The 26,530-nt window shown below is 60.5% G+C and carries 23 protein-coding genes; 6 read left to right on the forward strand and 17 right to left on the reverse strand.

The features are described 5' to 3' along the window. Positions 1-51: 51 nt before the first annotated feature. The 4 genes from PVT67_RS03485 to PVT67_RS03500 form a co-directional block, all read right to left on the reverse strand. Positions 52-963 carry an N-acetylmuramoyl-L-alanine amidase gene (locus PVT67_RS03485; RefSeq protein WP_301497868.1) on the reverse strand — a complete coding sequence of 304 codons (912 nt, stop codon included), beginning with the start codon at positions 961-963 and terminating at the stop codon, positions 52-54. Positions 964-1,083: 120 nt separating this feature from the next. Continuing rightward, complete coding sequence (locus tag PVT67_RS03490; protein ID WP_301497869.1) at positions 1,084-2,007, reverse strand: CHASE domain-containing protein; 924 nt, start codon at positions 2,005-2,007, stop codon at positions 1,084-1,086. Positions 2,008-2,282: 275 nt separating this feature from the next. After that, positions 2,283-2,804 carry a hypothetical protein gene (locus PVT67_RS03495; RefSeq protein ID WP_301497871.1) on the reverse strand — a complete coding sequence of 174 codons (522 nt, stop codon included), beginning with the start codon at positions 2,802-2,804 and terminating at the stop codon, positions 2,283-2,285. 82 nt (positions 2,805-2,886) lie between these two features. Continuing rightward, positions 2,887-4,746 carry a M48 family metallopeptidase gene (locus PVT67_RS03500; protein ID WP_301497873.1) on the reverse strand — a complete coding sequence of 620 codons (1,860 nt, stop codon included), beginning with the start codon at positions 4,744-4,746 and terminating at the stop codon, positions 2,887-2,889. Between the two features lie 95 nt (positions 4,747-4,841). Here PVT67_RS03500 and PVT67_RS03505 point away from each other — a divergent pair, with 95 nt between their 5' ends. Continuing rightward, entirely contained in the window at positions 4,842-4,910 is a 69-nt protein-coding gene (locus tag PVT67_RS03505; protein WP_301499634.1) for a hypothetical protein, read from the forward strand. A gap of 32 nt (positions 4,911-4,942) precedes the next feature. On the opposite strand, the gene PVT67_RS03510 is transcribed toward PVT67_RS03505, so the two are convergent. From PVT67_RS03510 to PVT67_RS03525, 4 genes are all read right to left on the reverse strand, one after another. Then, the gene (locus tag PVT67_RS03510) at positions 4,943-5,116 is read right to left on the reverse strand and encodes a hypothetical protein (protein WP_301497875.1); all 174 of its coding nucleotides are present in this window, start codon (positions 5,114-5,116) and stop codon (positions 4,943-4,945) included. A gap of 215 nt (positions 5,117-5,331) precedes the next feature. Continuing rightward, complete coding sequence (locus PVT67_RS03515; protein ID WP_301497877.1) at positions 5,332-6,204, reverse strand: N-acyl amino acid synthase FeeM domain-containing protein; 873 nt, start codon at positions 6,202-6,204, stop codon at positions 5,332-5,334. 31 nt (positions 6,205-6,235) lie between these two features. Beyond that, entirely contained in the window at positions 6,236-7,123 is an 888-nt protein-coding gene (locus tag PVT67_RS03520; protein WP_301497879.1) for a class I SAM-dependent methyltransferase, read from the reverse strand. Between the two features lie 458 nt (positions 7,124-7,581). Beyond that, positions 7,582-8,559 carry a LysR substrate-binding domain-containing protein gene (locus PVT67_RS03525; RefSeq protein ID WP_301497881.1) on the reverse strand — a complete coding sequence of 326 codons (978 nt, stop codon included), beginning with the start codon at positions 8,557-8,559 and terminating at the stop codon, positions 7,582-7,584. A gap of 58 nt (positions 8,560-8,617) precedes the next feature. On the opposite strand from PVT67_RS03525, the gene PVT67_RS03530 reads away from it, so the two are divergent. Beyond that, positions 8,618-9,274 (forward strand): FMN-dependent NADH-azoreductase, encoded by a 657-nt coding sequence (locus PVT67_RS03530; RefSeq protein ID WP_301497883.1) that lies wholly within the window; start codon positions 8,618-8,620, stop codon positions 9,272-9,274. Between the two features lie 183 nt (positions 9,275-9,457). Here the strand turns inward: PVT67_RS03530 and PVT67_RS18810 are convergent, their stop codons facing one another. The 4 genes from PVT67_RS18810 to PVT67_RS03550 form a co-directional block, all read right to left on the reverse strand. Beyond that, positions 9,458-9,907: a GNAT family N-acetyltransferase gene (locus PVT67_RS18810; protein WP_301499635.1), complete on the reverse strand. Its 450-nt coding sequence runs from the start codon at positions 9,905-9,907 to the stop codon at positions 9,458-9,460. Positions 9,908-9,982: 75 nt separating this feature from the next. Continuing rightward, a complete protein-coding gene (locus PVT67_RS03540) occupies positions 9,983-10,867 on the reverse strand; it encodes an IS3 family transposase (protein WP_301497885.1) in 885 nt (294 codons plus the stop codon). Next, on the reverse strand, positions 10,792-11,154 hold the full coding sequence (locus PVT67_RS03545) for a transposase (protein ID WP_301497888.1): 363 nt from the start codon (positions 11,152-11,154) through the stop codon (positions 10,792-10,794). Before PVT67_RS03545 ends, PVT67_RS03540 begins: the two co-directional genes overlap by 76 nt. A gap of 84 nt (positions 11,155-11,238) precedes the next feature. After that, complete coding sequence (locus PVT67_RS03550; RefSeq protein ID WP_301497890.1) at positions 11,239-11,811, reverse strand: hypothetical protein; 573 nt, start codon at positions 11,809-11,811, stop codon at positions 11,239-11,241. A 1,587-nt stretch (positions 11,812-13,398) separates the two neighbouring features. Here PVT67_RS03550 and PVT67_RS03555 point away from each other — a divergent pair. The 4 genes from PVT67_RS03555 (at position 13,399) to PVT67_RS03570 (ending at position 19,690) form a co-directional block, all read left to right on the forward strand. Further along, positions 13,399-15,768 (forward strand): ImpA family metalloprotease, encoded by a 2,370-nt coding sequence (locus PVT67_RS03555; RefSeq protein WP_301497892.1) that lies wholly within the window; start codon positions 13,399-13,401, stop codon positions 15,766-15,768. 285 nt (positions 15,769-16,053) lie between these two features. Beyond that, a complete protein-coding gene (locus PVT67_RS03560) occupies positions 16,054-17,331 on the forward strand; it encodes a sensor histidine kinase (protein ID WP_301497895.1) in 1,278 nt (425 codons plus the stop codon). Then, positions 17,328-18,017 carry a response regulator gene (locus PVT67_RS03565; protein ID WP_301497897.1) on the forward strand — a complete coding sequence of 230 codons (690 nt, stop codon included), beginning with the start codon at positions 17,328-17,330 and terminating at the stop codon, positions 18,015-18,017. Before PVT67_RS03560 ends, PVT67_RS03565 begins: the two co-directional genes overlap by 4 nt. Before the next feature lie 668 nt (positions 18,018-18,685). Further along, positions 18,686-19,690 (forward strand): hypothetical protein, encoded by a 1,005-nt coding sequence (locus PVT67_RS03570; protein ID WP_301497899.1) that lies wholly within the window; start codon positions 18,686-18,688, stop codon positions 19,688-19,690. A 69-nt stretch (positions 19,691-19,759) separates the two neighbouring features. On the opposite strand, the gene PVT67_RS03575 is transcribed toward PVT67_RS03570, so the two are convergent. The 5 genes from PVT67_RS03575 to PVT67_RS03595 all read right to left on the reverse strand — a co-directional run bounded on the left by PVT67_RS03575 (position 19,760) and on the right by PVT67_RS03595 (position 26,474). Continuing rightward, positions 19,760-20,494, reverse strand: coding sequence for an EF-hand domain-containing protein (locus PVT67_RS03575; protein ID WP_301497901.1), 735 nt, complete (start codon positions 20,492-20,494; stop codon positions 19,760-19,762). A gap of 160 nt (positions 20,495-20,654) precedes the next feature. Continuing rightward, positions 20,655-23,126: a TonB-dependent receptor plug domain-containing protein gene (locus PVT67_RS03580; RefSeq protein ID WP_301497903.1), complete on the reverse strand. Its 2,472-nt coding sequence runs from the start codon at positions 23,124-23,126 to the stop codon at positions 20,655-20,657. Between the two features lie 137 nt (positions 23,127-23,263). After that, positions 23,264-23,620 carry a cupredoxin domain-containing protein gene (locus PVT67_RS03585; protein WP_301497905.1) on the reverse strand — a complete coding sequence of 119 codons (357 nt, stop codon included), beginning with the start codon at positions 23,618-23,620 and terminating at the stop codon, positions 23,264-23,266. Beyond that, positions 23,614-24,258: a class I SAM-dependent methyltransferase gene (locus PVT67_RS03590; protein ID WP_301497908.1), complete on the reverse strand. Its 645-nt coding sequence runs from the start codon at positions 24,256-24,258 to the stop codon at positions 23,614-23,616. Before PVT67_RS03590 ends, PVT67_RS03585 begins: the two co-directional genes overlap by 7 nt. Then, positions 24,255-26,474 (reverse strand): heavy metal translocating P-type ATPase, encoded by a 2,220-nt coding sequence (locus PVT67_RS03595; protein WP_301497910.1) that lies wholly within the window; start codon positions 26,472-26,474, stop codon positions 24,255-24,257. Before PVT67_RS03595 ends, PVT67_RS03590 begins: the two co-directional genes overlap by 4 nt. Positions 26,475-26,530: the final 56 nt, after the last annotated feature.

Below are 26,530 nucleotides of genomic sequence, written 5' to 3' on the forward strand. Positions count from 1 at the left end.
TTTGAGTGCGCAAATAATTGATCGGGCCGAGGGCCTTGTCAACGGCCTTGGCTATTTTTTCTGCGCGCAGCTGCAATCTTGTTGCGGCACGGCCTGGGGCTCCCCCTGCTGGTAACGGGCCCAGAGGGCGCTGCCCTGGTCCGGAAAGTATCTCTCCAGGAGGGCGAAGAGTACCGCTACCGTCCTGGGGCTGGGGCCGCTTCCCAACTCTTGGGGCAGGAAATGGCGCTGGAAGGCCAGCAGGGTATCCTCGGTCTGGCGGTCCACCAGCCCCGTCTCCAAGACCCCGTAGCCGTAAGCGCCCAGGGCGGCCTGCACCAGGGCCAGGCTGGGTGGCTGCTGCGCAAAGGCCTGCTGGTAACGGCCGACCACCTCTTCGTCGTACCAGGCGCCTATGCCGGCCTCGGCCAGTTGCTGCCAGGGGAAGCGGGGGCCGGGATCGTCCTTGCGGCTGGGGGCTACGTCGCCATGGCCCACCACTTGGGTGGGGCCTATGTCGGGGTGACGGGCCAATATGGCCTTGGCCAGGCGGACCAGCAGACTGATCTGCGCTGGGTCGAAGTCAGGATACTGGCACTGGCGGCGGCCGTCGGGGTAGGGGGGCGGCTGGCAGCGGGGCAGGTTGACCAGCTCCACCCCCACCGAGATGTCGTTGAGGTTGCGCCGGCCCTGCCAGTAGCTGGCGCCGGCGTGCCAGGCCCGTTGCTGCTCGTCCACCAGTTGGAACACCTTGAGTTGCCGGTAGGGATAGCTGGGATCGCCGTCCTGGGGGATGAGGTAATGGCTGCTGACCTGGTTGCCTTTGACCAATATGGCCACGGAGGTGGCGAAGTCCTCGGCGGTGAAATGCAGCACCAGGAACTGCACCCTGTCGTTGTGGTTGGCCGACGGCAGCTGCTCCAGCGGCAGCTTGGAGCAACCGGCCAGCAACAGGGCCAGCAGCCAGTACCTGAACCTCGACATGAAGTCCTGCCTTTTCCGCGCCTTATTTTCCCAGTGTAGAGAAAAGCCGCAGCCGTGCTCTTTCATCGGTTGCACGTCGCCGGCCACACCTTGCCGGCCACAGCTTCCCCACCTGACCCTTTAGCCTGAGAGTCGAGACCTGGTGGAATGAGGAAAGGGCCATGGCGCCAGCTGCTGCAGCCGCTCTGGTTCGCGGAGGATGCGCACCAGCAGGACAGAGGCCAGGGAGAGGATGGCCAGTTCCAGCAGCAGGTTGAAGAGCCCATGCCGCCAGGGGGAGGTCTTGACCAGGCCGAGGCTGAGGGTCCAGGTGGCGTTGGGCAGGTGGATGTTCTCGGACACCACCGGCTGGCCGAGTTCGGCCTCAGAGCGGCTGAACACCTGTTTCTTGCCGTCATCTGGCCTGACCCGGCTCAGGCGGTAGGCGTAGCCTTGGCCTTCGAGCCGGTCCAGCTCGGTCACCTTGACGAGGTCGGCCAGCATGATCACGGCGGACGTGAAGCCCCAGAAGCGCTCGCCTTCCTGGCTTTTCAGGAAGACGGGGTAATGGCCTATCACCGCCATGCCGCCGCCCTGGATCAGGTCGAAGGGGCCGATCAGGGCTAGGCTTCTTCGCGTGACGGCCAAGTGCGCCTCGTTCCAGCGGCTTCTGTCGTCGAAGATGTGGAAGCCGATGGCCGGCTCATTGCCAGCCAGGGGATAGATCTCGGTAACCACCCCCTGGGGAGCCAACTGCAGGTTGTTGACCAGGCCGGTGGAGGCGATCAGTTGCTTGGCGAAGGCGGGAAAGTCCTCCAGGGTGCCGCCTTTACGCTGCAGTTCCTGGGCCAGGGCATAGGTGGTGGACAGGGACTGGTTGATGCGCCTTTCGATGGCGGAGGCCTGGGCCCTGGCCAGCCTGCCCAGCAGCAATTCCTGCTCCTGTTTGACACGCTGGCTGTTGCTGTAGAGGCCATAGCTGGTGAGGGCCAGCATGCCGAGGAAAACCAGGGCTGCCTGGGACCTGGAATTCTGCAGCCGCTTCAGGGGGGCGAGCAGGGGCATGGTGTCAAAGGGCCGCAATCAGCCCTGGGCCTGGGCGCCCAAGGCTGGTTCCTTGTTTCGACTGTAGGGGCTGGCTTGGCAAGGGGGTGACCTCCGGAACCTTGCTGGGGCTGGTGCCCTGGAAACAAAATTTTAACGTGACGGCATGGCGGCGGAATGTATCAAAGTGTCGCTGCAGCGGCAGGGGTGCGGACTTTAGCCAGGGTTTCAGGCCCTTAGGGCATGGTGGCATCCAGGCCATGGCGTATTGTAGCACCATGGCCAGGGGCGGCTTTTTAGAACTGGTAGCTGAACATCAGGTTGCCGGCGGCCTTTTTGTTGTGGCTGCGGTGGCCTTCACCGTAGCCGAACTCAAAGCGGATGCGAAAGCCGCGCTGGTTGAGGCCGTGGCGGTTGTAGCTGTAGCTCAGGCCGACGCCGTTGACCGTCTCCCAGCTGAAGCCGGAGGCATAGGCGCAGCTGAGGGCATTGCCGAGATCCTGGCCCAGGTCACCGGAGCTGGGTTCCTTGCAGATGTCGGGGTCGTTATGACGGATGCCGACGGCACCGGCAAAGAGCCCCAGGGCGTGGTGGTCATCCTCGCCCAGGCCCTGCTCGAAGCCAAGAGAAAAGCCGTCGTCCACCCCCAGCTTGTAGTTGGCGTACCAGCGCTGGCTGTCGCCGTTGGCGAGGGAGACTTCCGGCACCGCCAGGTAGGGGAAGCCCCCGCCGATGGAAAAGTGGAACTCGGCGGCCTTGCCGGCCTGGGAGGCGAGCAGCAGGGTGGTGAAAAGCAGCGTTTTGGAAACGGGGGCCATGGGATCTCCTTGTCTGGGATGGCGTTCCTTCGCAGTCCGGTAATGTGGGTGAAATTCACTCTTTAGTCAACGTATTGGGTGCTCAATCAAGCACCTGGATCCCGGCCTCCCGCACGCGTTTGGCCAGGCGGCGGCCTTTGCTCCACAGGCCCACCATGAAGAACTGGGCGTCCCAGTCGAGGCGCTGGACCAGGTAGTCCAACAGCTTTTCCGCCCGCCCGAACAGTCCCTTGCGGCCATAGGCGAAGACCAAGGTCGGGTAGGCCTGGCCTGGTACCGGCTTCTGGGCCAGCCAGATAGGCCCCAAATGCCGGTACTCACTGAGGATCTGGCGCAGCTGAGCCAACTGCGGGGCGCTGAGGCTGGGGGCTTCCAGGGCGTCGTCCAGGCTGAGGCTGGCGGCGGCCTCGGCAGCGGCTTGTTGCTGTTCTTCCTTGCCGAGGGCCTTGGCCCACCACAGCTGCGCTTCTTCTTCCTTGCCCTTGTCCAGCAGCAACTGGTAGCCCCAGCGAGCCGCGTCGCCGAGGGTATGGGGGTGGTCAAAGGCCTTCTCCAGGTAGGGCAGGGCCGCTTCATCCCCCTCTGCCGCCAGGATCCGGCCCAGTTGGTAGGCCGCGCCTATGCTGCCCGGGTCCCGCTCCAGGTAAGACAGGTAGAGGGGCTGGGCGGCCGCGTCGCCTTCCAACTCGTTGGTGGCGGTGGCCAAATCCCAGAACTGATCGTCGGACAGGGCCTGAGGCGCCTGTTGCCTCAGCTCGGCCAGCTTCACCTTGGCCTCCTGGACCCGCTGGTGCCGCCGCTGCCAATGGGGCAGGTAGGCCCGTTGCCATTGTTCGTCGAAGTGGGCGATCAGGGCGTCGAACCGCTCTCCCAGCCAGGCCTCGGCCGCGCTCTGGCCGCTGGCCGCCAGGGGGGGCGGCGCCGGCACCAGGGCCGCCAGCCTGTCCTTGAGGGCGGGATGGGTGTCGGCGTAATGGGTTTGCTGGGCCAGTTCGCCGGCCGTCCTGGCCGACAGTTCCTCCGCCGGCGGCGGTGAGGTCTTGAGAAAGTCCGCCAGGCCCCGGAAAGGCGGCACTGGCGGCTGGGGCTCCAAGTCGGCCTGGTCGTGGAAGGGCTGCCAATAGCGCTCCTCGAGGAAACTGGCCGTGGTGTAGCTTCGCAGCAGGGCCTTGGCGGCGGTCTCGGCCGAGGTCAGCTGGGCCGCCACCTGATCCGACTCGTACTCGTTACGCCTGGCCAGGGCAAAGGAATAGGCGGAAAAGGTGGGGCTGTACCAATCGAAGAAGCGGCGCAGCAGCTTGGCCCCCCAGGCGCCCTGTTCCTCGAAGCCGTCCATGATGCGCTGCCAGCTCAGCCTGACCCTGTAGATCCAGGCGTTGAAGCGGCTGTGGTTTCCTGAGAGGTGGCCGAATTCATGGGCCAGCACGGAGCGCATCTCCTGCGGCGACAGCACCAGCAGCAGTTGCAGCCCCAATATGAGGCTGTTGCGCTGCCCGCCCAAGAGGCCGAACCTGGGGTGCTGGACCACGGCGGCGTTGAGGCTGTCCTCCAGTATCACCTGATGGATCCTGAGGGCGCTCAGTGTGGTGGCCAGTTCATCTATCTGGGCAAAAAGTTTGGGAAAATGCCGGCGCTCCAGGCGGTAGCCGGAAGGGGCATCGAAGGGAACCCAGAGGGCCCGCAGCAGCGTCCAGATGGCCGCCGCTATGAGGAAGATGATCTTCTTGCTGAGCAGCAGCAGGAAGAGGCCGGAACTGAGGAAGGCAACCCAGAGGGTGCCGCCCAGCAACAGCACCAGCAGCGCCACCAGGGAAAAGATGACCCCGTAGCCCAGCAGCGCAAAAGCGGCCAGCTTGAGCCGGTAGGCCTTGATGTCTCGGGCTGCGTCCTTTTCCGAGCGTTCGACCAGGGCGACAAAGGTTTCTTCCTTGAAGGCGGTCATAGAGGCTGTCCTTGCTGCGGCTCCAAAACGCCAAAGGCTGCCAGGGGAGGGCGTAAAAGACAAGGGAGCGGCAGGATGACAGCCTGGAAAGCCTGATCGGCCGCGCCGACCAGGCCCTCTACCAAGCCAAGCAGGCAGGCCGCAACAGGGTGGTGTGCGGTTAGGCCTCTTTTCTTGCCTGCTGCCCCAGAAAGTATCAAGGCTCCCTCAGGCAGGCCTTTTCTCCTACCAGGAACCCCAAGCCGCTCGGCGAAGGCGGGCTGCAAGCCTTGGCCCCTTCCAGTTGCGCCAAGGCTTGGAGTTCGGCGGTCAGGAAGAGCATCAGCTGGCAGTGCAGGCCCTGGGAGTCATGGCGGTAACATGCCGTCATTTCGGCCGGCTTTCCTGCCTGCTCATAAAGCGCCGAAAGGCGCCGCCCCAATTCTGCCAACCTGGGCCCTGCCAGAAGGGCATCACCGAGATCGAAGCAATACCATTGGTTCACGCTTTCCTCTTTTCAGCCTGGCTCTGGACCCTAACTATAGGGGCCTAGGACAAGGGCCAGCCAAGCTCTCCTGGCCAAGTGCTAGGACAGGCAGTAAGCCGTTAAACCATCTCCGCCGCAGACAGCTCCTTGGCCAAAGCCTCTTTGTTGGCAGCTCCTTTAGGGCGTTCGGCGGGGTGCGGCTGCATGGCGTCCTTGATGACCATCAGTTTGGTTTCCCCTTTCGCCAGCAGGCTGTCGGCCTGGCCGCCGATGCGCTCTCCTGCGCCCAAGGTGGCGGTGTGGCGACCGGCTGCGTCCAGCAGTGCCACCGCCCCGTCCACGACCAGCCAGGCCCTGCCGGGTGTTTCAGCGCGCAGCGCTATGGGATCGCCGTCGGTATAGAAGTGGCACTCGGTGGAGCCCAAGGGATTATGGCGTTCGTTTAGCCGGATGAAGCCTTTGACGAAGTCGTTGAGCTCATCCCGGGCCAGCAGCATGGGCAGGAAGGGGCCCTTCATGTGGGGGGCAAAGGTGGCTTCTCCCAGTTGCCTGAAGCCTATCCTCTTGAAAAACCTTGCTGCGGCCGGATTGATGGGGGCGGCGATATGGTCCATCCCCTTGGACACCGCCAGGTAGGTGGACATCAGGGTGAGGCCGATGGCTGTTCGGGGGCCGCGGAAGGCCCGCTCTATGCACAGCATGCCGCCGCTGACGAGGATGCTGCCTTGTGGCACCAACGCGCGGAAAGGGAAGTAATCGTCCGCCGGCATGCCGGCCGGCGAGTCCTCGGTGATGCGCATGGCGCCCACCACCTTGCCGCCTACCAACACCACCAGTTGGTGGGAAAAGGGCGAGGCGTCGAAGCGATCCTGGATCCGCCCATCCGCAGTGGCCTCCATGCAGCCTTCTTCTTCGCAGAACACCCTGTGGCGCAGCCGGTATATCTCGTCCAGCAACTCGGGGCTGTCAGCAGTCTTTATGATGAGGGGCATGGGGCGTCCTTTACCGAAGTGCGGCCAGCCATCATGGGGAGACCCGGCAGGCCACGGCAAACTCGCCGCGGTGGGGATTGGCCAGGGGCTGGTCCAGGAAGCGGGTGTTCATTTCCGGCCCGTCGGCGAGATCCGCCAGTTCATAACCCTGATCCTGCAGGAAGGGGCCTATGTCCGCCTTGCTGATGCTCCACTTCAGGGGTTCGCCACGGACTTTCAGGTACAGCTTCAGCAGCCAGCCTACCTGGCTCTCGGCCGAGGCGAAGGGCGCCGCCGCCGTGAAGACCAGGTGGGGCTTGCTGTCCGTCAGCGCCTTCAGGCTGGCGAAGAGGCTCTGGACGGCATCGGCCTCCAGGTACATCAGCACCCCCTCGCAGATGAACAGGGTCTCCCGCGCCCGCTCGAAACCGGCAAAGTCGCCCAGCACCTCGGCCAGGCTCTGCTCGGCAAGGTCTGCGGCGATCAGATGGAGGTTGGCAGCGGGCTGCCCCGCCTGGCTTAGGGCGTCGCGCTTTTCAGCGTTGGTGGCCGGGTGGTCTATCTCGATAAAGGTGACACCCGGGTAGCGCCTGTGCAGGCGCCAAGCCAGGGTGTCGAAGCCCGCCCCCAGGTTGACGATCTGGGTGGTGCCCTCGGTGAGCCTGTTGATGACCTGGCGCTCGATGAAGTGCTTGCGCAAGGCGTAGTGGGCGCTGATCCCCGGCAGCATCGCCTTTTCCATGGTCTTCAACAGCAGCAGGGAGGCGGGGTTGGCCAACTGCCTGAGCCGCCGCCGGCCTTCCTCGGTGTTGGCCAGTATCAGCTTGGCCGTCTCTTTGGTTTCTTCGTCGATGAAGGTCTTGAACCTTTCCTGCCCAGCGGTGTGCAGCAACCCTTGCAGTACCGTATAGGCCGTTGAACTTGCGCTGTTTTTCTTCATATTTTTCTCAGGCTTACGCATTCCCTCAATGCGGCGGGCGCCATTGTAAGCCTGTTGTTGTGAACTTTATCCGAGAGTTTTCAGTGGTCGGAGATGGCGGCGCTATCCAGCCCCTGTTGTACCCGGCAAAGCCGACGCTGTGATTGGCGGCGTCAATGACATGGCCCATGCCCCAACGGCCTTGTCCGACAACGCTCCCATCACACACCTGTCGTGCGTATTGCTTTGTTCAATTTCTTTTGCGCAACTACCGAGTAAAGGTGCCAGCCGTGCTGACTGCCGCCAGGCGCCTTTCCAGATTTTCTATGTTCCATCGTCACGAGTGTCCCTGAATTCCGAAGCGTCAAAGTAGCTTGATATCTGTTGTGATGTCATTGGAAATTTCTTGAATTTAATGTCTCGTTACGGGTGCGCTCGGGTTGCGCGTCCTGGTCAGCGCTACCTTATAAACTGGATTATCATGTGGAGCGCATTCTATTTTCGATGTGTTTGCTCGGGTATTTTGATAGTTCTTCGGCTATCCACTCTTTAAAGACAGCAACTTTTCGCAAGCCCTCGCTAAATGGAGACACCAGTAAAGAGTACGTAAGACCCGGCAAAGAGAAACTCTCATCCAAAGGTTTCAACCAACCTTTCTGCAAGGCCATGTCAGCCAACACAGAACTGACAAACGCAATGCCTTGGCCAGCTAAAGCAGCCTGAATAACATGGTGCTCTTGGTCAAAACTGCATATTCTAGGAGCAGAAATATCTTTATTTATTTTCTGCAAGTAATGGCTCAATGCTACCGAAGGCAAATTCTTGTTCTTCCACTTCGTCTCAATAAATACTGCGTCTTTCAAATCCTTCAATCTGTCTAGGTAATCCTCCGTTGCGTAGGCGGAAAAACTCTCATTTATCAACACTGTTTTGTTTTTATTATTCTCATCATGACAGCCATATCTGATTGCGAGATCAACGCGTCGATCTCGATTTATATCGATGACTTCTTCGCTTGTTATTATCTCTGTTTTGATTTCTGGATGTTTGTTTTGAAAACGCGACAGACTTGGGATAAGCCACATTGCTGCAAAAGATGCGGTTGTGGAAACTCTCAAGACAGATTGCGTGTCAGACATTTCTTCAACTGCAGTTGTCAATTGCTTCAACGCTTGATGAGCAGCCTGGGCGAGCCTGTGACCTTCCTGAGTTAGGCTCACTGAACGCGTTTTTCGCTCGAATAGCAATACCCCTAGTTTATCCTCTAAATTGGATATTTGGTGAGATATTGCTGTTGGAGAGATGTTTAATTCCTCTCCCGCTGCCTTAAAGCTGCCTAATCGTGCTGCAGCCTCAAACCCTCGGATTTGGCTTAGTTGAGGTAAGCGAGAAAACATATACCTATCGCTCATAGATGATGATTTTTCATCTATGAGTGATTTTTTACCATTTGTCAAGGAGTCTGCTTTGCCGAATAGTTTCCTGCGTAGAGAGGTTAAATTTAAGGAGAACTATATGACGGTCTTACTGCATATCGATGCAAGTGCACGAAAGGAACGCTCTATTTCAAGGGCCTTGGGTGAGGCATTTAAGAGCCAATGGCGCTCGATAAAGCCAGGGGATAAATTCATATATAGAGATGTCGGTAGTGCACCACCAGACTTTATCTCTGAGAATTGGATCGCGGCAGTTTTTACCCGCGAAGAAAGAAGAACGAATGAACAAAAATCACTATTGACATTGTCTGATTTGTTGATCGAGGAACTTTCTGAAGCCGACATCATTATCATATCCTCCCCGATGTACAATTACGGCATGCCTGCAGCACTGAAAGCATGGATTGATCAGGTTGTCAGAGTGAATAAAACATTTACTTTTGACTTGAGTCGTGGTGATTTTCCATTGGAGCCAACCATGTCGGGAAAGTCACTCGTGCTCTTAACATCCTCTGGCGAATTTGGCTTCGGAGAAAATGAAACAAGACAAGATATGAATCATCTTGGCCCCCATCTTCGGACGGTGAGCAAGTACCTTGGAGTAGATGAGATGTACGAAGTCAGAGTCGAATATCAAGAGTTCGGTGATGCTCGGCATGAACGATCCCTGGAAATAGCTTATGAGGCAATTCCTGGCGTGATCAACCAAGTGACTGCAAGGCTTGGCTACACCTAACGCCACCTCAAGGGGGCAGGCACGCAACGCGCAAAGCACCTTAAACACCAAAACCAACGCGAATCCTTTGGCTGCTGGGACCTGATCCAAGCTTATGATAATACCGGCTTTCAAAATATTACCTTAAGACATAACGCCGCCAGCAGCGGCAGCCCACATCGTGGGTGAGACGGACCGGCCTTGTTATGTGGTTAACACCTTGCTAAAGCAAATTGACCTTTCCACACCAAGGTACTTACCATACGCCTCGGATTCTAAGTAAGAATGGCGCTCGTAAAAACGTACTGCTTTTGAGTTAACTCTACGCGTAGATAACACTGCTTTTCGGTACCCTTTTGTAATCGCATACAGTTCAAGTTGTTTTATAAGGTATGTTCCTGCGCCGGGTAAATTTGAATACATGCGCTTCAATTCGCAAACCTCATTAGCGTGATATCTAAATATCCCGCATGCTACAGGGATCCGATTTGAATAAACCACAATACAACCGTCTAAAGAAGAGTCAAAAGTCTCAGATGAAAACGAACTTTCACCAGAATCACTGGTTATCTGGTTAAGAGAATAATTCAACTCTTGCACTAAGGACAAAAAGTCACAATTATTTGCTTCAACTTTTCTGTGTCTGAATTTCATACCGTTCACATAGCGCCCAAAGCAGCGGCGCGTTACCGCGTGATGTTCACCCGATAAATCGGACACGCGTTGTTGTTAAGCGGCTTGCTCGTACTGTATCGGCGATACGTAATCGAGGCTACTGTGCAGCCGCACCTTGTTGTAAAAATGCTGGATGTAATGGCCAACCTGCTGGCGCAGTGAATCGACAGTACCGAAGTGGCTGTCGTGGATCAGTTCGGCTTTTAGCGTCTTGAAGAACGACTCCACTTCCGCATTATCCGTACATTGCCCTGGGCGATTCATGCTGTGGCGTATGCCGTATTTCGTCAGCCATTTCTGCATGGCTTTGGCCCGGAACTCCACACCCCGGTCTGTGTGCAGTATCAGCCCTGGCTTGGGCTTGCGATGCTTTAGCGCTTTGTAGAGCGCCACCGTGGTCAGTTCGGCATTGAGGGTTTCATGCAGTGCCCAGCCGACGATTTTCCGTGACCACAGGTCCACTATTACGGCCAGAAACACATGCCGACGGCCAAAGCGGATGTAGGTGACGTCGCTGGACCATTGCTGGTTGGCGCCACTTGGCTTGGCCATGTCCAGACGATGATTGGGCAGCACTTTCAGCTCGGCACGGCGCTTATTCATGCGCCGGTAAACCCGTTCAACACGGGCCTTGAGGCCAGCTTCACGCATCAACCTCGCCACCCGTTTTACGCCAACTCGGATGCCTTCCAGGCGCAGGGCGCGATGGATTTTAGGGCTGCCATAGCGTGACTTGGCCTGCGCAAACAGGCGGCGGACATCGACCAGTAAGGCCTGGTCCTGCTGCTGGCGTTGGCTCGGTTGGCGTTTGAGCCAGTCGTAGTAGCCGCTGCGCGACACCTTCAGCCTGGCGCACAGTGCCTTTACCGGGATTGGCCCTTGGTGCCGCTGGATGAAGCGATACCGTTGCGCCGTTCCTCCGCCTGGAAACGTTGCCACTTTTTTAGGATGTCGTTCTCCATCTCCAGTTCGGCAATGCGCTTCTTGAGCTGTTTGACTTCATCCTGCTCTTTGAGCTTGCCCTCGGGCTTGGACGTCTTGTTGGCCATGCCGTACTTACCTTCACGAAATTCCTTGCGCCAACGAGACAACATGAAGGGGTGAATGTCCAGCGCCTCGGCCACGTCCTTGACACTGCGATGGGACTCATGGCTCCACAGCACGGCCTTGACCTTGAACTCAAGGCTGTACTGCGGGGTCCGTTTTCCGGTCTTGTAAGCGGGCATCGACTTCCTCTCAGTGAGTTAGCGATGCGTGTCCGTTAAAGCGGGTGAGGTCCACGAACGGCTTGAACCAATTGTTATGAGCCATTATGCACCTGTGCCCCATGAGAACAGAATGAAGTGGTTTGAAGCTTCGTACAAAAACTCCATCTCGTTCCACTCGTTTGCCAAAGCAATGACATTACAGTTCGGCAAGGGCGTCCAGGCCTCATGAGGGGCTGATAACTTCTCTCCATTTAAAAATACTCCCCAGCGATCAGGGTTGTACATTCGGCTAGAGTTGATTTTTTCTTTGATGCGAGAATGGATTGAAGATGTTATGTCTTCAATTTGAATTAATGCATCGCTATGTGACGTGTCTTGGGCTTTTTGGACTTCTGGTGTAAGCCACTTGTTGGCTATTAACTTAAGGTCACTAGCGCTTGTCTCGTTCATGGGCCATTCCTCATAGAAATGAAGCGCATGATTTAAGAGTGTAAAAAATGCTACGGCCTCATTTGGAACTTCATTTTTGCTGCAGGCAAATAAGTTTACCGAGCACAGACCCTCGTCTGCGGTTCTGAATTCCAAAATATCGACACTGACTCGTAGCGACTGAGCAAGCGCATTGCTAAGAAAGCTTTCAGAGTGGCTCAGTTCGATAAGGTGGGCTGCATTCATGCTTCTGGCTTATAACAGTGTAATAGTGCGCATGCTCGCTTTGTCTCATTAGACCAGCACCATAAACTTCAAGCAAGGTACTGATCTCCCATTACATTTCTCTATTGTCATAATATGTCCAAGGATGAAAACGAGCATGCGCGTTATCATTCCATCCCCGGCTCGACTATCTACTCATCGGATCACGATAAAACCCGCCGCATGAACCACTTGCTACTGGTTGGAGGTGTGAAAACGCGCATTGGTCGGGAAGGATAGTACGCATCCGCCTGCCTACAATGCCGTTCATACTGTATGCCCATCCATAAAACCTGAAGGGAGCTGGCCGCTGTCCAACGGCCAACCGTGGCAAGCCGTCTTGACTTAGCCAAAAGGGCGGATGATATGCCATGCGGCATGGCTTATTGCTTGCCGGGTCCCGCCCCGGCGGGCGGGATACTTTGTTTTCGCACAAAGTCAGCGGGGCTGCCCATCCAAAGGCACCGCCCCTGGCGTTACGCGATGTCCTTACCTCTGGTCGCTCGGAGGCCACCGGCTCATACGCGCTCCCGGCACGTATTCGCCTGCACCTGGGCGGCCCCCTGCCGTCCTGTCTCGGCTGGCCTTTCACTCCCGGCGGTAAGGCGCTCCACTTAAAAGGGGCTCCGGGGTCTCACCTGCCAGCTCGGTTAGCTGTACTGGGCTCTTGTTTCTTCCTTGCGTTGTGCAGAAGCACGAACGGAGTTGCGGGACCTCAGGCCAGAAGCTTAAGCCAATGGTGATGGCGCTTTCGCCCCGTTAAGCGCAGCGCTGAGGCGCCGGGAGCGTGAGCTGGCGCGACAAATTTGCCGGGAGCAAATTTGAACATCGGAACCTGCGACGATGGCCCGTTAGGGCGAGGACCAGGAAGGTCCGAGTAACTAGGGACGCCGAGCGAGCGGAATACGTGGTTGGACCCGCGTATGCAGCGGTCAGCGGCAAGCGACCAGAGGCGAAGAACAAGCGCAGCGTGGGGCCGGGTTTTGGGTACTTTTGCCGCAAAAGTACCGCGCCAGCGGGGCGCCCCCCGCAAACAAAAAGCCGTGCCGCAGGCACCATCAAGACACGCTACCGCCCTTGAGATGACGGGCCTCCACTCCCTAACAGTCCTTGTTGTCTGACTCCCTGGACAAGTTCCTCAACAGATCCCGACTTATGACCCATCCCTGGTGGGCCTTCCGGCTCGGCCATCCGGTGATACTCAGACCTTCCATGGTCTTCACCCTACGGGCCATCGTCGCAAGCTCCGATGTTCAAGCCTCGGCGGCCCCAACCGTTCCAGACGATTTTGTCGCGTAAAACTGCGCGAAAGCAGTGCTTCCGCTTCGAGTTTTACCCCTCCCTGGCGGTCCTCAGCTTAAAACGGTTCACGGGCCTATTCTTCACGCTCTTACCCTGACTAGTCCATAGAGGAAGGCTTCAGCTTGCTGCCGTCGACCGCAGCGGTACAGCAGATGCGTCGACTCACCGAGGCTCATATTTCCCTCACATTTATCTGCCATCCTGCCTGGTGAATAGCGGTGCCAAACCGCTACAGTCTCGCCACAACAATAACGAGCGGTATCTGCCATGAAGGGTCGTAACGGGTTTATTCTGGTTCTTGTCTTGCTCCTGACGGCATGCGGTGGCGGGGGCTCCGGCCAAACGGCCCCGACGGCCTCCGACCCTTCCGGGGGCAGTACCGGGACAGGTTCAGGCGGCGGCTCCACAGGCGGCTCCGGCGGCAGCACGAACCTTCCGCCAACCATCACAGGCACGCCGGCGTTTGCCCAGGCCGACTCCCTCTTCACCTTCACACCGACCGTGGTCGACCCGGAAGGGGATGCGCTGACCTTTTCCGCCGCCAACCTGCCCGGCTGGCTCGCTTTCGACACCGCCAGCGGCCAGTTCTCCGGCACGCCCACCGCAGCCGACCAGGGCGTCTACACCGATATCAGCTTCACCGTCAGTGACGGCACCAATACCGTCACCACCAAGTACAGCATCGTCACCGCCACCAATGCTCTCGAAGAGGCCGTCCTGACCGGGGATCACCGCTTCGAAACGGACGAAAGCGTCTATGTGCAGGCGCTGTACGACGCCATCGACACCGGCGTTGCCAGCAGCGGCTATGGCGCCAACGAACTGGCGGTCAAGACGCTGGTGAAAAACCTCGAGAATGACACCTTCAGCTTCGATCTGGTCTCGGCCTGCTACGGCATTGGCCGCGACGGCAACAGCTGTACCGATGCCACTTACCGCAGCGAATTCGGCAACACTGTCAGCTGGTTGAAAACGATTTTCGACGGCTACGATACCGCCAAATACGACCTGTTCGCCCATGCCGACGCACCGCGCTACCAGAAGCTGGTGCTGTTGCTGGCCGACCATATCCGCTCGACCATCAGCCTGCCGGTATCGATCGGCAACCAGCACGACTTCCTGCGTGCCGAGTTCGCCGACCATCTGGTGCATGTCTACCGTGACATCAACCCCGCCCAGCCCGACCTCGGCAACTTCAGCCGCTCGGACTTCAGCGCCATCACGCCCAGCAGCGCCGACGTCAATATCAGCAGCCGCAAGCCGTTCCGCGCAGCCGGCGTCTACGCCCTGCCCGGGCAAACCCTGGAGATCACCCGCCACGACGCCGCCCCGGTGACGGTGAAAATCGGTATCAACTCGGTGCGCTCCCTCGCCGTGCGCGAATTCGCCACCCTTGATCGCGCCGGCAAGCGCGGCTACAACCGTCCCAAGTACCTGCAGTCTCCGTGGATCGAGATCGATCCCGGCGAAACCATTCGCATCACGTCCCCCTACGGCGGTCCGGTAGAAGTCTCGTTCGACAGCAACGACCAGCCGGTGGCCCTGACGTTCAGCCATATTGGCCACCATCCCTTCTGGAGCGGCCCGGCCGATACCGCCACCTTCCTCGCCGCCCTGGCCGCAGATCAGTACGACTGGGCCGAATTCGTGACCCCGGATTTCGAACTGCATACGCCGACCAATTACATGCAGGTCACCCTGGGTAAACCCTGGACCGGCGACCCGGATACCCTGTACGACAGGATCGTCAACAGCTACCTGTACTACCCGCTGATGCTGGCCGGCTACCAGGACGAGCGCATCGGCACCATCGCCGAGGTACAGACCTTTGCCGGCAACAACGGCCTGACGGTGACACCTTTCGACCGGGTGCAGCACCTGAACGCCGATCAGGCCGCGTGCAGTTCCGCCTGTGGCGGCCCTCTCATCGACCTTGATGCCTCATTCGACCCCTACGGCGTCACCACCGATATTCATGAGCTGGGGCATTCGATTGAACCGGAGCGCCGCTTCGCCGGGTCGTACCTGCACGCCACCACGGATCTGTACGGCAACTACACCGAGTACCGCACCCGGGACAGCGGCGTGGGCGCCGTCTATGGTTGCTACTCCTACGACTACCAGGGCCTGTTCAATCTGGTCCAGGCCAGCCGCGGCGACGCCGACCCCGGTGCCACCATGCGCGCGGATATCCAGTCCAATGACGTGCATGGCCTGATGGTGTTCCAGCAGCTGATGGCCATGGCACAGAACGAAGGCACCCTGGCGGATGGTTGGGACATGCTGCCGGAATGGCAGATCGTCGAGCGTGAATACGACGGCGCCGTCACCTCTGATGCGCTGTGGGCAGAAAAGGCTGCGGCACTGGGGTTCGGCACCCTGTCACGCAGCGATGCCGCCGCCCTTTCCGACAACGACCTGCTGCTGATCATGCTGTCGAAAGTCGAGAACCGGGATCTGTCGGCGTGGCTGGAAATTTGGGGAGTTCAGCTCAGTGATACGGCGAAGACGCTGGTCGGCTCTCTGGGTTATGCGGAGGCGCCGCTGGTGTACTACGCCCTGAGCAACCAGCAATCGTGCGATACCTTCGCCGCCCCCAGCGTCGCCATCGATGGGGTATCGGCCTGGCCCTTGTAGTGGGTGGCATCCACTACAAGGGCGGGCGGGGTCATCGAAATCGTGTTTGCCGCTTTACTTCGAGCCGAACACCAGCACGGGATGTTGAGCGATTTTCGCTACCAGCAAGGTGTTGCGGCCCGCGCCAATGCCGAAGGGAACCTTCATGGTGGGTGCCGATGGCATGGCGTCCTCGACGTTATCCCGATGTCATCCTTGGCCCCCTTGTTGGTATATTCCATATTGAATCGCCGGACAGGGAGAGGGCCGGCATTGGCGGCCCCGGCCAGGCAGGCGCGGCCAGACATGACAGAACAAACCACTATGCGCTCCCCCGACTCACAGGCCAGGCCCCACCCCGCAGTCACTGACGGCCCGGTCCGGCAGACAATACTGTCCGGGCAAAGCATTTCGTCAGTTCAGACGAAAGCGACCCAGGCTCTGGCCATTGCCACCATCGTCCTGATCACGCCCTTTGCGGTAAACAATTTCGTTCAGGGGCGAACCCTGGTCGGTGTGCTCTCGGTGGTGATTGGTGTGATCCTTGGCATCAACGCCTGGACTGCCGGGCGCGGACGTCATTACCCGGCGATCACCCTGTTCGTACTGATCCCTGCCATAGTGGCGTTTTTTGTTACCGCCTTTCTGCGCCAGGGGCTGGTCGCCGCCTTCTGGTGTTATCCGGCCGTATTGGCTTTTTACTTCATGCTGAGTGAACGCCAGGCGTGGGGCGCCAACCTGATCCTGCTATGTGCCATGCTCCCCAGTGCCTGGCTGCTGATCGAGCCCGGCCTCGCCATTCGCTTTACCGTGACGCTGATCGCGGTCAGCCTTTTCTCCGCCATTTTCATGCGCATCGTCAGTGTCCAGCAGCAGCAATTATCACAACGCGAACAGCTCCGCCGTGAGGGTATGGCCAGCGTGTCACACGAGCTGCGCACGCCACTGGCCATGCTACTGGCCCAGGCGGAAGCCATGCGCGAAGGGATACGGCCACGTGATGACGCCCAGTTTGAAAAACTGTCGCGCTCCATGGAGCACCTCAACGGCCTAGTCGACGATCTTTACCAACTCACCCTGGCCGACGCCGGCGCCTTGCATTGCGGCAGCGAACCGGTCAACTGGACAGATACAGTGTTCGAATCGATTGAGGCCAGCCGCGAACAATTCCGGGAAAAAGCGCTGGCGCTGCAGGTCAATCTCGAAGACAAGGTCATGGTGCTCGGTGATGAAAAACGCCTGCGCCAGACCCTGGACAACCTGCTCGGTAATTGCCTTCGCTACTGTCCTGCCGGCTGCAGTGTGAATATTTCCCTGACCACCACCAGCCGGCAGGCACGTCTTGTCGTCAGCGACGACGGTCCCGGCGTCGATGACCAGATCAAAGACATGCTGTTTGACCGCTTCTACCGTGCCGAGGCGTCGAGAAGCCGCAAATCCGGCGGCGCCGGCCTGGGCCTGTCGCTGGTCAAGGCCTTCACGGAAGCCCAGGGCGGCAGCGTCGAAGCGGTTCGCGCCATGGAGGGCGGCCTCGAGATCCGGCTCACCTTACCCCTACACCGGCATGCGGGAGTACTGTCATGAAGCGGCTCGACACTGTGCGCGTGCTACTGGTCGAGGACGAAGTCGAACTGGCCGAACTGCTGCGCGATTACCTGGTGCACGAAGGCTGCGAAGTGGAAATGCGCCACAGCGGCGATGGCGTCGTCGAGGCCATCCGCGAACGGCCGCCGCAGATGGTCTTACTCGACCTGATGTTGCCCGGCGTTGACGGCCTCACCCTCTGCCGCAAGGTGCGTGCGTTCTCCACTGTGCCCATCATCATGATCACCGCACGGGTGGAAGAGATTGACCGCCTGCTGGGGTTGGAGATCGGTGCCGACGACTACATCTGCAAACCGGTCCGCCCGCGTGAAGTGGTTGCCCGCGTCAAAGCCGTGCTGCGCCGAACCTTGCCGGACGGCTTTGATGCGCAGAACAAGGCACTGCAGATCGACGGCGAACGCTACCGCGCCTCGGTGAACGGCCAGGAACTGGATCTCACGCCGCTTGAATTCCGTCTGCTGCATCACCTGGCCCGCTCACCGGGCCGCGTCTATTCCCGGGATGAACTGCTCGGCGCCGTGCATGAAGCCGGCCGAGACGTCGGCGACCGGGCCATCGATACGCATATCAAGAATCTGCGCAAGAAGATAAGCAAGCACCTGCCCGAAGACATGAATCCGATCCAGTCTGTATATGGGGTGGGATACAAGCTTGAGTTGGTGTGACATGAGCGTCGGGGAAGCAAAAGCCGCATTCGGGGTAACGGGGGCAGTCTCTTATAACTGGTCAGATCGGACAAAGCAGGCACTGCTGGCTGTCACAAAGCTCCCGAATGACCGGAACCGATAGATACGCTCTATGCCCTTCCGAAACTCTGAACGGCGTCGGCGACCTTTTCACAACCAGCCGAACTTGTCGGGGGCTTGCTCTTGGGGCCCCTTTAAGTGAAGCGCCGGGATGGAAGTCGCGAGAGGGCAGTTGAGCCAAGGATGGCGAAACAGGCGAGTACGTGTCGGGACACGCGTACGAGCTGGTACCCGGTAAGCGGCTTACAGCACGGATCGAGCGTAACGCTGGGGTGGCCTTCTTTCGGTTCCTTTCTTTGGCCAAGCAAGAAAGGAACCCGCCCGCCGGTGCGGGAACCGGCTGTTCGCGTTCGCCTGCGTCAAAGCAGTGCTTTAGCCTCAAGGCTTACCCACTAGCAGTCAAACTGCTACCCACCATAAGCCCTGATCTCAAGAGGCAAAGCATTAGGGAAAACTAAGGGAATAGGCCGTTACTGGCCTCGCAGGCCCCTCGGCAAAAATATCCGCCACCAATGTGATCCCAATCAGGCCAGGGCGCCAGACAGGTGCAATAATCTGGTAATCAGACACTTATCGTGAGCCTCGCCATGTCCCCATCCCTCAAGCGTTGGTTGTTGTGGCTCATACTGCTGCTGGCGGCGCCGGCCCTGGCGGAGGGGGGGACGGACGACCAGGGTGACAAGGACTCGGACCTGCCGCCCTGGGCCATCGACAAGATCACCCCTGTGGTCGACACGGTCTCAGGCTGGGTGAATGACGTATCCCGCAATATCGACAGCTACTTCGGCTCGGACGATTACCTCAAGGTGGAGAACCATTCCTACCTGCGGCTCAGCGAGGAATTGGTGCTACGCCAGCACCGCTCCGACGAGAACGACCTGGGGATCCGCTACAAGCTGCAACTGCCCACCACCCAGGAAAGGCTCAAGCTGATCATCGAGAGTGATCCCGAAGAGGGCCTGGGCACCCTGGAACAGCAGGCAGCCCAGGACTTTCGCACCGGCCGCTTCGACGGCGCCAAGGGGGCCGTTATCGGCCTGGAGGGCAAGGGCGCCAACGACAAGACGATGGGCTGGGAGAACCGGCTGTCCGGCGGTATCAAACTGCACCTGCCTGTAGACCCCTATGTGCGTTTCACCAACGAGCGGCTCTGGCAACTGGGCAACTCTCCCTGGACCTTGGAGGTGGACAACCGCCTGTCCTGGTTCAATTCCAAGGGCTACTCGGCGCGGACCCTGTGGGACCTGGGCCGGCCCCTGAACGACAAGCGCTTCCTGCGTTTCGTGACCCAGTTCCAGTGGCAGGAGGACTACGACCGGCTGGAGTTCTACCAAAGGGCCGAATACAACCAGCTGCTGGGCAGGCGCAGCGCCATGCGCTACTCGGCCGTGCTGCTGGGAGAGGGGGCCCACAACCCGCAGATCGACGACTACTACCTGGAGGCGCTGTACCGGCGCAACATCCATCACGGCTTCCTCTATGTGGACGTGGCGCCCTCTCTGCATTTCCCGAGGGAGGTCAACTTCGACCCCAGTTGGGAGATCAAGCTGCGCCTGGAGATCTATTTCCGCGGCGATATAGTACGGCGCTAGTCACAGGCCCAGAGCTTTGCCCAAGAAAAAGCCCCGGCAGTTGCCGGGGCTTTTGGTGAAAGGGGCCGCTCACCACTTCTTGCCCTTCTGGGCGTGGTAGGCCTCGAACTCTTCCTTGGAGATCTGGCCGTCGCCGTTGCTGTCCATGGCCTTGAAGCGCTCGTCCTGCTGCTTCTCCATCATCTTGGCCTTGTCTTCGCTCACCTTTTTCTTGCTGGCGTGGGCCATGTTGAACTCGTCACGGGAGATCATGCCGTTGCCGTCCTTGTCGAAGGCGGCGAAGGAGGGCATGCCGCGCTTGCCCTTCATCATCTTGTCCTTGTCCTTGTCCTGCATGCGCTCATGCATCTTGTCCTTCTCCATCATGCCGCCGGACATCTGGCCTTTTTCCATCGTCTTGTCCTTGTCCTGCATGCGCTCATGCATCTTGTCCTTCTCCATCATGCCGCCGGACATCTGGCCTTTTTCCATCATCTGGCCCTTGTCCTTCATATCGCCCTTCATCTTGCCCTTATCCTTGGCCTTCTGGTCGTGCATCATCTTGCGGCCGGCAGCGAACTCTTCCTTGCTGAGGTTGCCGTCGCCGTTTTTGTCCATCTCCTGGAAGCTGGGCATCATCCAACCCTGCTTCATCTTGCCTTCCTTGTCCTTGCCGGCCATGTGCATCTGTTGCATGGCGTCGTACTCGGCTTGGCTGATCATGCCGTTGCCGTCCTTGTCGTAGTCCTTGAAGGACCAGCCTTTGGCCATGACAGCGGGAGCCGCCAGCAGGGCCAGGGCTATCAGGGAATAACGCATCTTCATCGGGTTTTCCTCTTGGTGTGGTACCGGCCCTGGCTGCTTGTTGGGTCGGCAAAAGATTGTGCATTCAAGAGCATAGGCCAAGATTTGCGCTTTGTTGCCAAAAGCGCTGGCCGGTTTAACGTCTTGCAAGAAAAAGCCCGGCGCTTGCCGGGCTTTTGCCTTAGAAGGTCCAGTTGAGGCGGCCGTAGTAGTAACCGCCGTTGATGCCGAAGGGCAGGGTTTCCCAGCCGTACTGGAAGCCGGCCTCGGCGAAGACGCCCCCTTCCTCACCCCATTTGTCCGGGTACTGGTCGAAGAGGTTGTTGGCGCCGACGGTCAGCGACAGGTCGTTGGTGAAGTGGTAGCGGATATAGAGATCGGTGAGCCACTTGCCGCCCCAGGTCTTCTTGATGCCGGTAAAGGCCGAGCCCGACACGGGGCCGTAGTAGTGGAAAGCCAGGTTGAAGTCCCAGTCGTCGTGGCTGTAGTTGTTGGTGATGGTCGCCGTCTTGCTGGGCTGGCCCTTCTCGATCCGCAGTTTCTGGGTGTCGGAGTAGAGCTGGTCGGCTGGGATCAGCGAGGAGGTGGAGTGGACGGCGCCGACGCTGGTGTCCACCCAGCTCAGGGCCAGGTTGAGGTTCCAGCGGTCACCCCCGTCCAGGTCCTTGCTGTAGTCGGTGACCAGATCCACTCCCTTGGTGGTGGTGTCGATGGCGTTGGTGAAGAACTGGGCGGCCCCCAGGCGGTTGTCGGCCAGCAGCTGGTTGATGGCGGCGCTGCCGCCGCTGATGGCCTCGGACAGCACTATGCGGTCGTTGATCTTGATGCGGTAAGCATCGAGGGTGATGTTGAGGCCGTCCAGGGGGCTGGCCACCAGGCCCAGGCTGAGATCCTTGGAGGTCTCTTCCTTGAGCTGGTCTATGCCGAAGTCACGGGCCAGCTGGGAATTGTTGGCGACGGTGCCGGTTTCCACCAGGGTGCCGTTGACCAGATTGGTGAGCACCTGGCTGTAGTAGATCTGCTGCACGCCTGGGGCGCGGAAGCCGCTGGATAGGGTGCCGCGCAGCGACAGCTTGTCGTTGATGGCGTAGCGGCTGGACAGCTTGTAGGTGAGGTTGTCGCCGGCGATGTCGTAATGCTCGAAGCGCAGGGCGCCGGCCACCAGCCAGTCGTCGTTGACGTCGTACTGGCTGTCCAGGTAGAGGCCGTAACTGTCGCGGTTGGCGTCCACTTCGGTGCTGGGCTTGAAGCCGGGGAAGCCCTGAATACCGGGATCGGCTGTGCCGCCGACGTCGGTGTTGACGATATCGATGCTGCCATCGTCGGTACGGCCGTAAGCGTAGGACCAGAGATCCCCTTTCTTGATCTGGTAGTTGTCGCGCCTGGCCTCCAGGCCCATGGCCAGCATCAGCGGGTTGGTGGCGCCGATGTCGACGGGGCCGGCCAGATCCAGGTTGAAGGTGGTCTGGGTGAACTTGAGCTCGCCGTCGAAGGCGCTGGTGGGGGTCTCACCATAGATGCCGCCGCCTTGCTTGGGCTCGTAGTACCAGGAGACGTTGGCGGAATTGGCGGAGTTGAAGCGGAACTGGGACTGGCCGCGCACCAGGGAGGTGTCCCAGGTCCACTCGGTGCCGATACCGCCCTTGATGCCGACGGCCAGGGAGGCGTCCGTCACCTCGGTGTTGAGCTGGGGCAGGAAGCCCTGGGGATAGAGCTCGGGGATGACGCGGGGGTGGCCCACACCGCGGTAGAAGCCATAGCTCTGGCCTTCACGCTTGGACCAGCCGCCGAAGGCGTAGAAGTCGAGATCCTGGCCCAGGTTGTAGCCGGCGTTGGCCCATAGGTACTTGTTCTTGCTGTCGGCGTCGCCGATGCGAAGCCTTGTCACCGGCTGGTTGTTCTCGTCCCACCACTTGCCGATCAGCTCGCCGCCGGTGGACTCCAAGGTGGCGGGGGAGGCGCGGTTGGTGTCGCCCCTGTGGCGGTACTCGGCGGTGAGGTTGATAAAGCCCTTGCCGCCGATGTCGATGCCGTGGTTGACCGAGGCCACCTGGGTCTCGCCGTCGCCCTTGTAGGTCTGGCCCGTCTCCAGGCCCACTTCGGTGCGGTCCACGCCGTCCTTGAGCACTATGTTGATGACGCCGGCGATAGCGTCTGAGCCGTACTGGGCGGCGGCGCCGTCGCGCAGTATCTCGATGCGGGAGACGGCGCTCATGGGAATGGCGTTGATGTCATAACCGGCGCTGCCCTTGCCGATGGTCTCCTGGACGTTGACCAGGGCCTGCTGGTGGCGGCGCTTGCCGTTGACCAGCACCAGTACCTGGTCAGGCCCCAGGCCGCGCAAGGTGGCCGGGCGGATGATGTCGGAGCCGTCGGAGACGGTGGTGGAGGAGAAGTTGAAGCTGGGGGCCAGGGCCTGCAAGGCCTTGCCCAGTTCGGTGGCGCCGGTTTTCTTGAGGTCATCCGCGGAAAGCAGATCCACGGGGGCCGGTGTCTCGGTGGCGGTGCGGGTGGAGAAGCGCGAGCCGACGGTGACGATGTGTTCAACGTCCTGGTCGGCGTTTTTCTTGTCCTTGTTCCCCTCGGCCAGGGCCTGTGGGTTCAGCAGTATGCCGAGGCTGGCCAAGGCCAGGCTGGAAAGCCGATATGACATGGTGTCCCCCTGAATGATCGCTCGTTTTGTTATGGGTATTTTTCACTGGCGTAAAACATACGATTAACAATCTAGCGGGGGCTCGTCGGCCTGCGGGAGAGCAGGCCGAACTTTTTGCTTTTTTATTTCGCCTTTGGCTAATTTACGACCAGGGTGCCGCGGTACATCTTCATCTGGCAGTGGAAGGGGTATTCTCCCGGCGCCAGGGGCGGCAGTTCCAAGGTGAAGGCCTTGTCCACCGGCAGCTCGGCGGCGACGTCGAGACCCTCGAACTGCACCCATTGGGCGCAGGGGGAAGGATCCTGGCGCAGGAAGGTCAGGCGGATCGGCTGGCCGGCGGGGCGCACCGGCCTTTCGGGCTCGTAGACGCCGCCGTCCACCACTATGGTCTGCTCGCCGCTGGCCTTGGTGGCCTTGGTGGCCTTGGGGTGGCGGGGCCAGAACCAGTAGATCACCAGGGCGATCAGCACCAGGCCCAGCAGATTGACTAACATGCGTCCTCCTTAATGGCGGTGAAGATAAGGCTTTCCAATTCCATCGACTGGCCCAGCACCATCAGGCTGGGCTCGGGCCGGCGCTGCCAGCGCACCGAGCCGAAGCCGGCGTCCTCCAGGGCCTTGGCCAGCTCGGGGCCTTCGAAGAAGTTGAAGCCCTTGGCAAACTGGGGCAGGCCGGCCATGACCCGCTTGGAGCGCACCCCCAGCACCAGGGTGCCGCCCACTTTCAAAGTTTGGTGCAGCCGCGCCAGGGCCGGTGCCAAGGGCTGCCAGAAGTAGGCGACGTTGACGGCCAGGGCCTTGTCGAAGGGAGTCTCGGCGTCGAAGTCCAGTAGGTTCCCCTGGCGAAAGTCGGCGCCGGGCACCAAGAGGGCGCGGGCCGCCGCCACCATGTCTGGGGACAGGTCCAGCCCCAGGTAGCGGGCCTGGGGGCGGCCTTGCAGCAGGGCCGGCACATGGCGGCCGTTGCCCGGCCCCACTTCCAGCAAGGATTCGCCGCCGGCCAGGGCCAGGGCCTCCAGGCAATAGCCGATGTGGGTGGCGTTGTTCTCGTTCATGACCTCGGCCACCTTGAGCCCAAAGGCGCCGCTGGGGGTCCTGAGCTGGCGGCCTAGCTCCAGGAAATCCACGCTCATGCCTTGCCTCCTGGCTTGAAGAAGCGCAGCCGGTTGGCGTTGCTGACCACGGTTACCGAGGACAGGGCCATGGCCAGGCCGGCGATGATGGGGCTCAGCAGCCAGCCGGTGAAGGGGTAGAGGACCCCGGCCGCCACCGGAATGCCGAGGCTGTTGTAGAGGAAGGCGCCGGCCAGGTTCTGCTTGATGTTGGCGATGGTGGCCCTGGACAGGGCCATGGCGTCCTCGACGACGGCCAGGGAGCCGCGCATCAGGGTCAGGTCGGCCGCCTCCATGGCCACGTCGGTGCCGCCACCCATGGCGAGGCCGACGTCGGCGGCGGCCAGGGCCGGGGCGTCGTTGATGCCGTCTCCCACCATGGCCACCTGGCGGCCCTGGGACTGGAGGCGGCGGATCACCTCGGCCTTCTGCTCCGGCAGCACCTCGGCGATGACCTCGGCTATGCCCAGTTCGTCGGCCAGGGCCTGGACCGTTTGCTGGCGATCGCCGGACAGCAGCACCAGGCGCAGCCCCTGCTTCTTGAGGGCGGCCACGGCGGCGGCGCTGTCGGGCTTGAGGGGGTCGGCCAGGGCGAAGAGGGCGGCCAGCTGCCCGCCCTTGGCGAGGTAAACTGGGGTGGCGCCCTTGGCCATCAGGGCTTCGCTGTCGGTCTCTACGGCGGCCAGGTCTATGCCTTGCTCCGCCATCAGCCGCTGGTTGCCCAGCAGCAGGGGCTCGCCGTCCAGCATCGCCTTGACGCCGTGGCCGGCGAGGGTGTCGAAGCCGGTGATGGGGGCGGGGGCGGAGCTACCTGCCCAGTCCAGCAAAGCGGCCGCCAAGGGGTGCTCAGAGCCCTGTTCCAGGGCCTTGACCCAGGCCTTGATCTCCCCTTCCAACAGCAACTTGGCGTCCACTACCTTGGGCTTGCCCTGGGTCAGGGTGCCGGTCTTGTCCAGCACCAGGGTGTCCACTTCGCAGAGCTTTTGCAGGGCGCTACCGCTACGGATCAGCACCCCTGCCTCGGCAGCCTTGCCCACCCCCACCATGATGGAGATGGGGGTGGCCAGGCCCAGGGCGCAGGGGCAGGCGATGATCAGCACCGAGGTGGCCACCACCAGCATGTGGCTGACGGCCGGGGCCGGCCCCAGGTTGTACCAGACGAGGGCCGCCACCAAGGCGACTACCATCACGGCCGGCACGAAGACGGCGGCGATGTTGTCGGCCAGCCGGCCTATGGGGGGCTTGGAGCCCTGGGCCTTTTTCACCTGGGCTATGATGCGGGCCAGGGCCGTGTCCTTGCCCACGCCTGTGGCTTCGAAGATGAGGCTGCCCTGTTGCAGCAAGGTACCGGCGTGCAGCTTGTCACCCTCGGCCTTGGCTACGGGGACAGGCTCGCCGGTGAGCATGCTCTCGTCGACGAGGCCTGTGCCTTCCAATACCTTGCCGTCCACCGCCAAGGTCTCGCCGGGACGGACCCGGATCTGATCGTCCAGCAGCACCGCCGCTGCCGGTATGTCCCACTCCTTGCCCTTCCTCAGCACCCTGGCCGTCTTGGGCTTGAGGTCCAGCAGCCGGCGCAGCGCCAGGGAGGTCTTGCCCCTGGCCCGCACTTCCAGGGCCTGGCCCAGGTTGATGAGGCCGATGATCATGACGCCGGCCTCGAAATAGAGATGGCGGGCATTGGCGGGGAAGAGGGCGGGGAAGGCCAGCACCGCCACCGAATAGAGCCAGGCGGCGCCGGTGCCCAGGGCGATGAGGCTGTCCATGTTGGCCTGGTGGTGGCCGAGGGCCTTGGCGGCGCCACGGTAGAAGTGGCCGCCGGCCAGCACCATAACAGCCAGGCAGAGCAGCGCCACCGCCGCCCAGGCCAGGCGGGAGCCGGGAGTAGTGACCATCATCTCGCCACCGAGCAGGCCCCAGGCCATCAGCGGTACGCCCAGGGCCAGGCCGGCGGCGCTCTGCCACCAGAGTTTCTTGAGGTGGGCGTTTTCGGCGGCCTGTTGGGTGTCGAGATCGCTCTCGTCGTCACCGCTCAGCAGCCGGGCGTCGTAGCCGGCGGCCTGGATGGCCTCGATCATGGCCTGGGGTTCGGCGCTGCCTTCGATATGGGCGCTGCGATCGGCCAGGTTGACGCTGGCCTTCTCGACTCCTTCGACAGTGCCCAGGGCTTTTTCGATGCTGCGCACACAACCGGCGCAACTGACCCCCAGCAAGGCAAGATGTACGGCTTGGCTCATGGTTCCTCCTTGGTTGCTGTCTATAGGCTAAACCCTGGAGTTACTTCAAGGTCAAG

This window comes from Gallaecimonas kandeliae (genome assembly GCF_030450055.1).
Lineage (GTDB): Bacteria > Pseudomonadota > Gammaproteobacteria > Enterobacterales > Gallaecimonadaceae > Gallaecimonas > Gallaecimonas kandeliae.

Coding starts and splice junctions, on each gene's coding strand:
- PVT67_RS03485 (WP_301497868.1), bottom strand. CDS start 963: ATGTCGAGGTTCAGGTACTGGCTGCTGGCCCTGTTGCTGGCCGGTTGC.
- PVT67_RS03490 (WP_301497869.1), bottom strand. CDS start 2,007: ATGCCCCTGCTCGCCCCCCTGAAGCGGCTGCAGAATTCCAGGTCCCAG.
- PVT67_RS03495 (WP_301497871.1), bottom strand. CDS start 2,804: ATGGCCCCCGTTTCCAAAACGCTGCTTTTCACCACCCTGCTGCTCGCC.
- PVT67_RS03500 (WP_301497873.1), bottom strand. CDS start 4,746: ATGACCGCCTTCAAGGAAGAAACCTTTGTCGCCCTGGTCGAACGCTCG.
- PVT67_RS03510 (WP_301497875.1), bottom strand. CDS start 5,116: ATGACGGCATGTTACCGCCATGACTCCCAGGGCCTGCACTGCCAGCTG.
- PVT67_RS03515 (WP_301497877.1), bottom strand. CDS start 6,204: ATGCCCCTCATCATAAAGACTGCTGACAGCCCCGAGTTGCTGGACGAG.
- PVT67_RS03520 (WP_301497879.1), bottom strand. CDS start 7,123: ATGAAGAAAAACAGCGCAAGTTCAACGGCCTATACGGTACTGCAAGGG.
- PVT67_RS03530 (WP_301497883.1), top strand. CDS start 8,618: ATGACGGTCTTACTGCATATCGATGCAAGTGCACGAAAGGAACGCTCT.
- PVT67_RS18810 (WP_301499635.1), bottom strand. CDS start 9,907: ATGAAATTCAGACACAGAAAAGTTGAAGCAAATAATTGTGACTTTTTG.
- PVT67_RS03545 (WP_301497888.1), bottom strand. CDS start 11,154: ATGCCCGCTTACAAGACCGGAAAACGGACCCCGCAGTACAGCCTTGAG.
- PVT67_RS03550 (WP_301497890.1), bottom strand. CDS start 11,811: ATGAATGCAGCCCACCTTATCGAACTGAGCCACTCTGAAAGCTTTCTT.
- PVT67_RS03555 (WP_301497892.1), top strand. CDS start 13,399: ATGAAGGGTCGTAACGGGTTTATTCTGGTTCTTGTCTTGCTCCTGACG.
- PVT67_RS03560 (WP_301497895.1), top strand. CDS start 16,054: ATGACAGAACAAACCACTATGCGCTCCCCCGACTCACAGGCCAGGCCC.
- PVT67_RS03565 (WP_301497897.1), top strand. CDS start 17,328: ATGAAGCGGCTCGACACTGTGCGCGTGCTACTGGTCGAGGACGAAGTC.
- PVT67_RS03570 (WP_301497899.1), top strand. CDS start 18,686: ATGTCCCCATCCCTCAAGCGTTGGTTGTTGTGGCTCATACTGCTGCTG.
- PVT67_RS03575 (WP_301497901.1), bottom strand. CDS start 20,494: ATGAAGATGCGTTATTCCCTGATAGCCCTGGCCCTGCTGGCGGCTCCC.
- PVT67_RS03580 (WP_301497903.1), bottom strand. CDS start 23,126: ATGTCATATCGGCTTTCCAGCCTGGCCTTGGCCAGCCTCGGCATACTG.
- PVT67_RS03585 (WP_301497905.1), bottom strand. CDS start 23,620: ATGTTAGTCAATCTGCTGGGCCTGGTGCTGATCGCCCTGGTGATCTAC.
- PVT67_RS03590 (WP_301497908.1), bottom strand. CDS start 24,258: ATGAGCGTGGATTTCCTGGAGCTAGGCCGCCAGCTCAGGACCCCCAGC.
- PVT67_RS03595 (WP_301497910.1), bottom strand. CDS start 26,474: ATGAGCCAAGCCGTACATCTTGCCTTGCTGGGGGTCAGTTGCGCCGGT.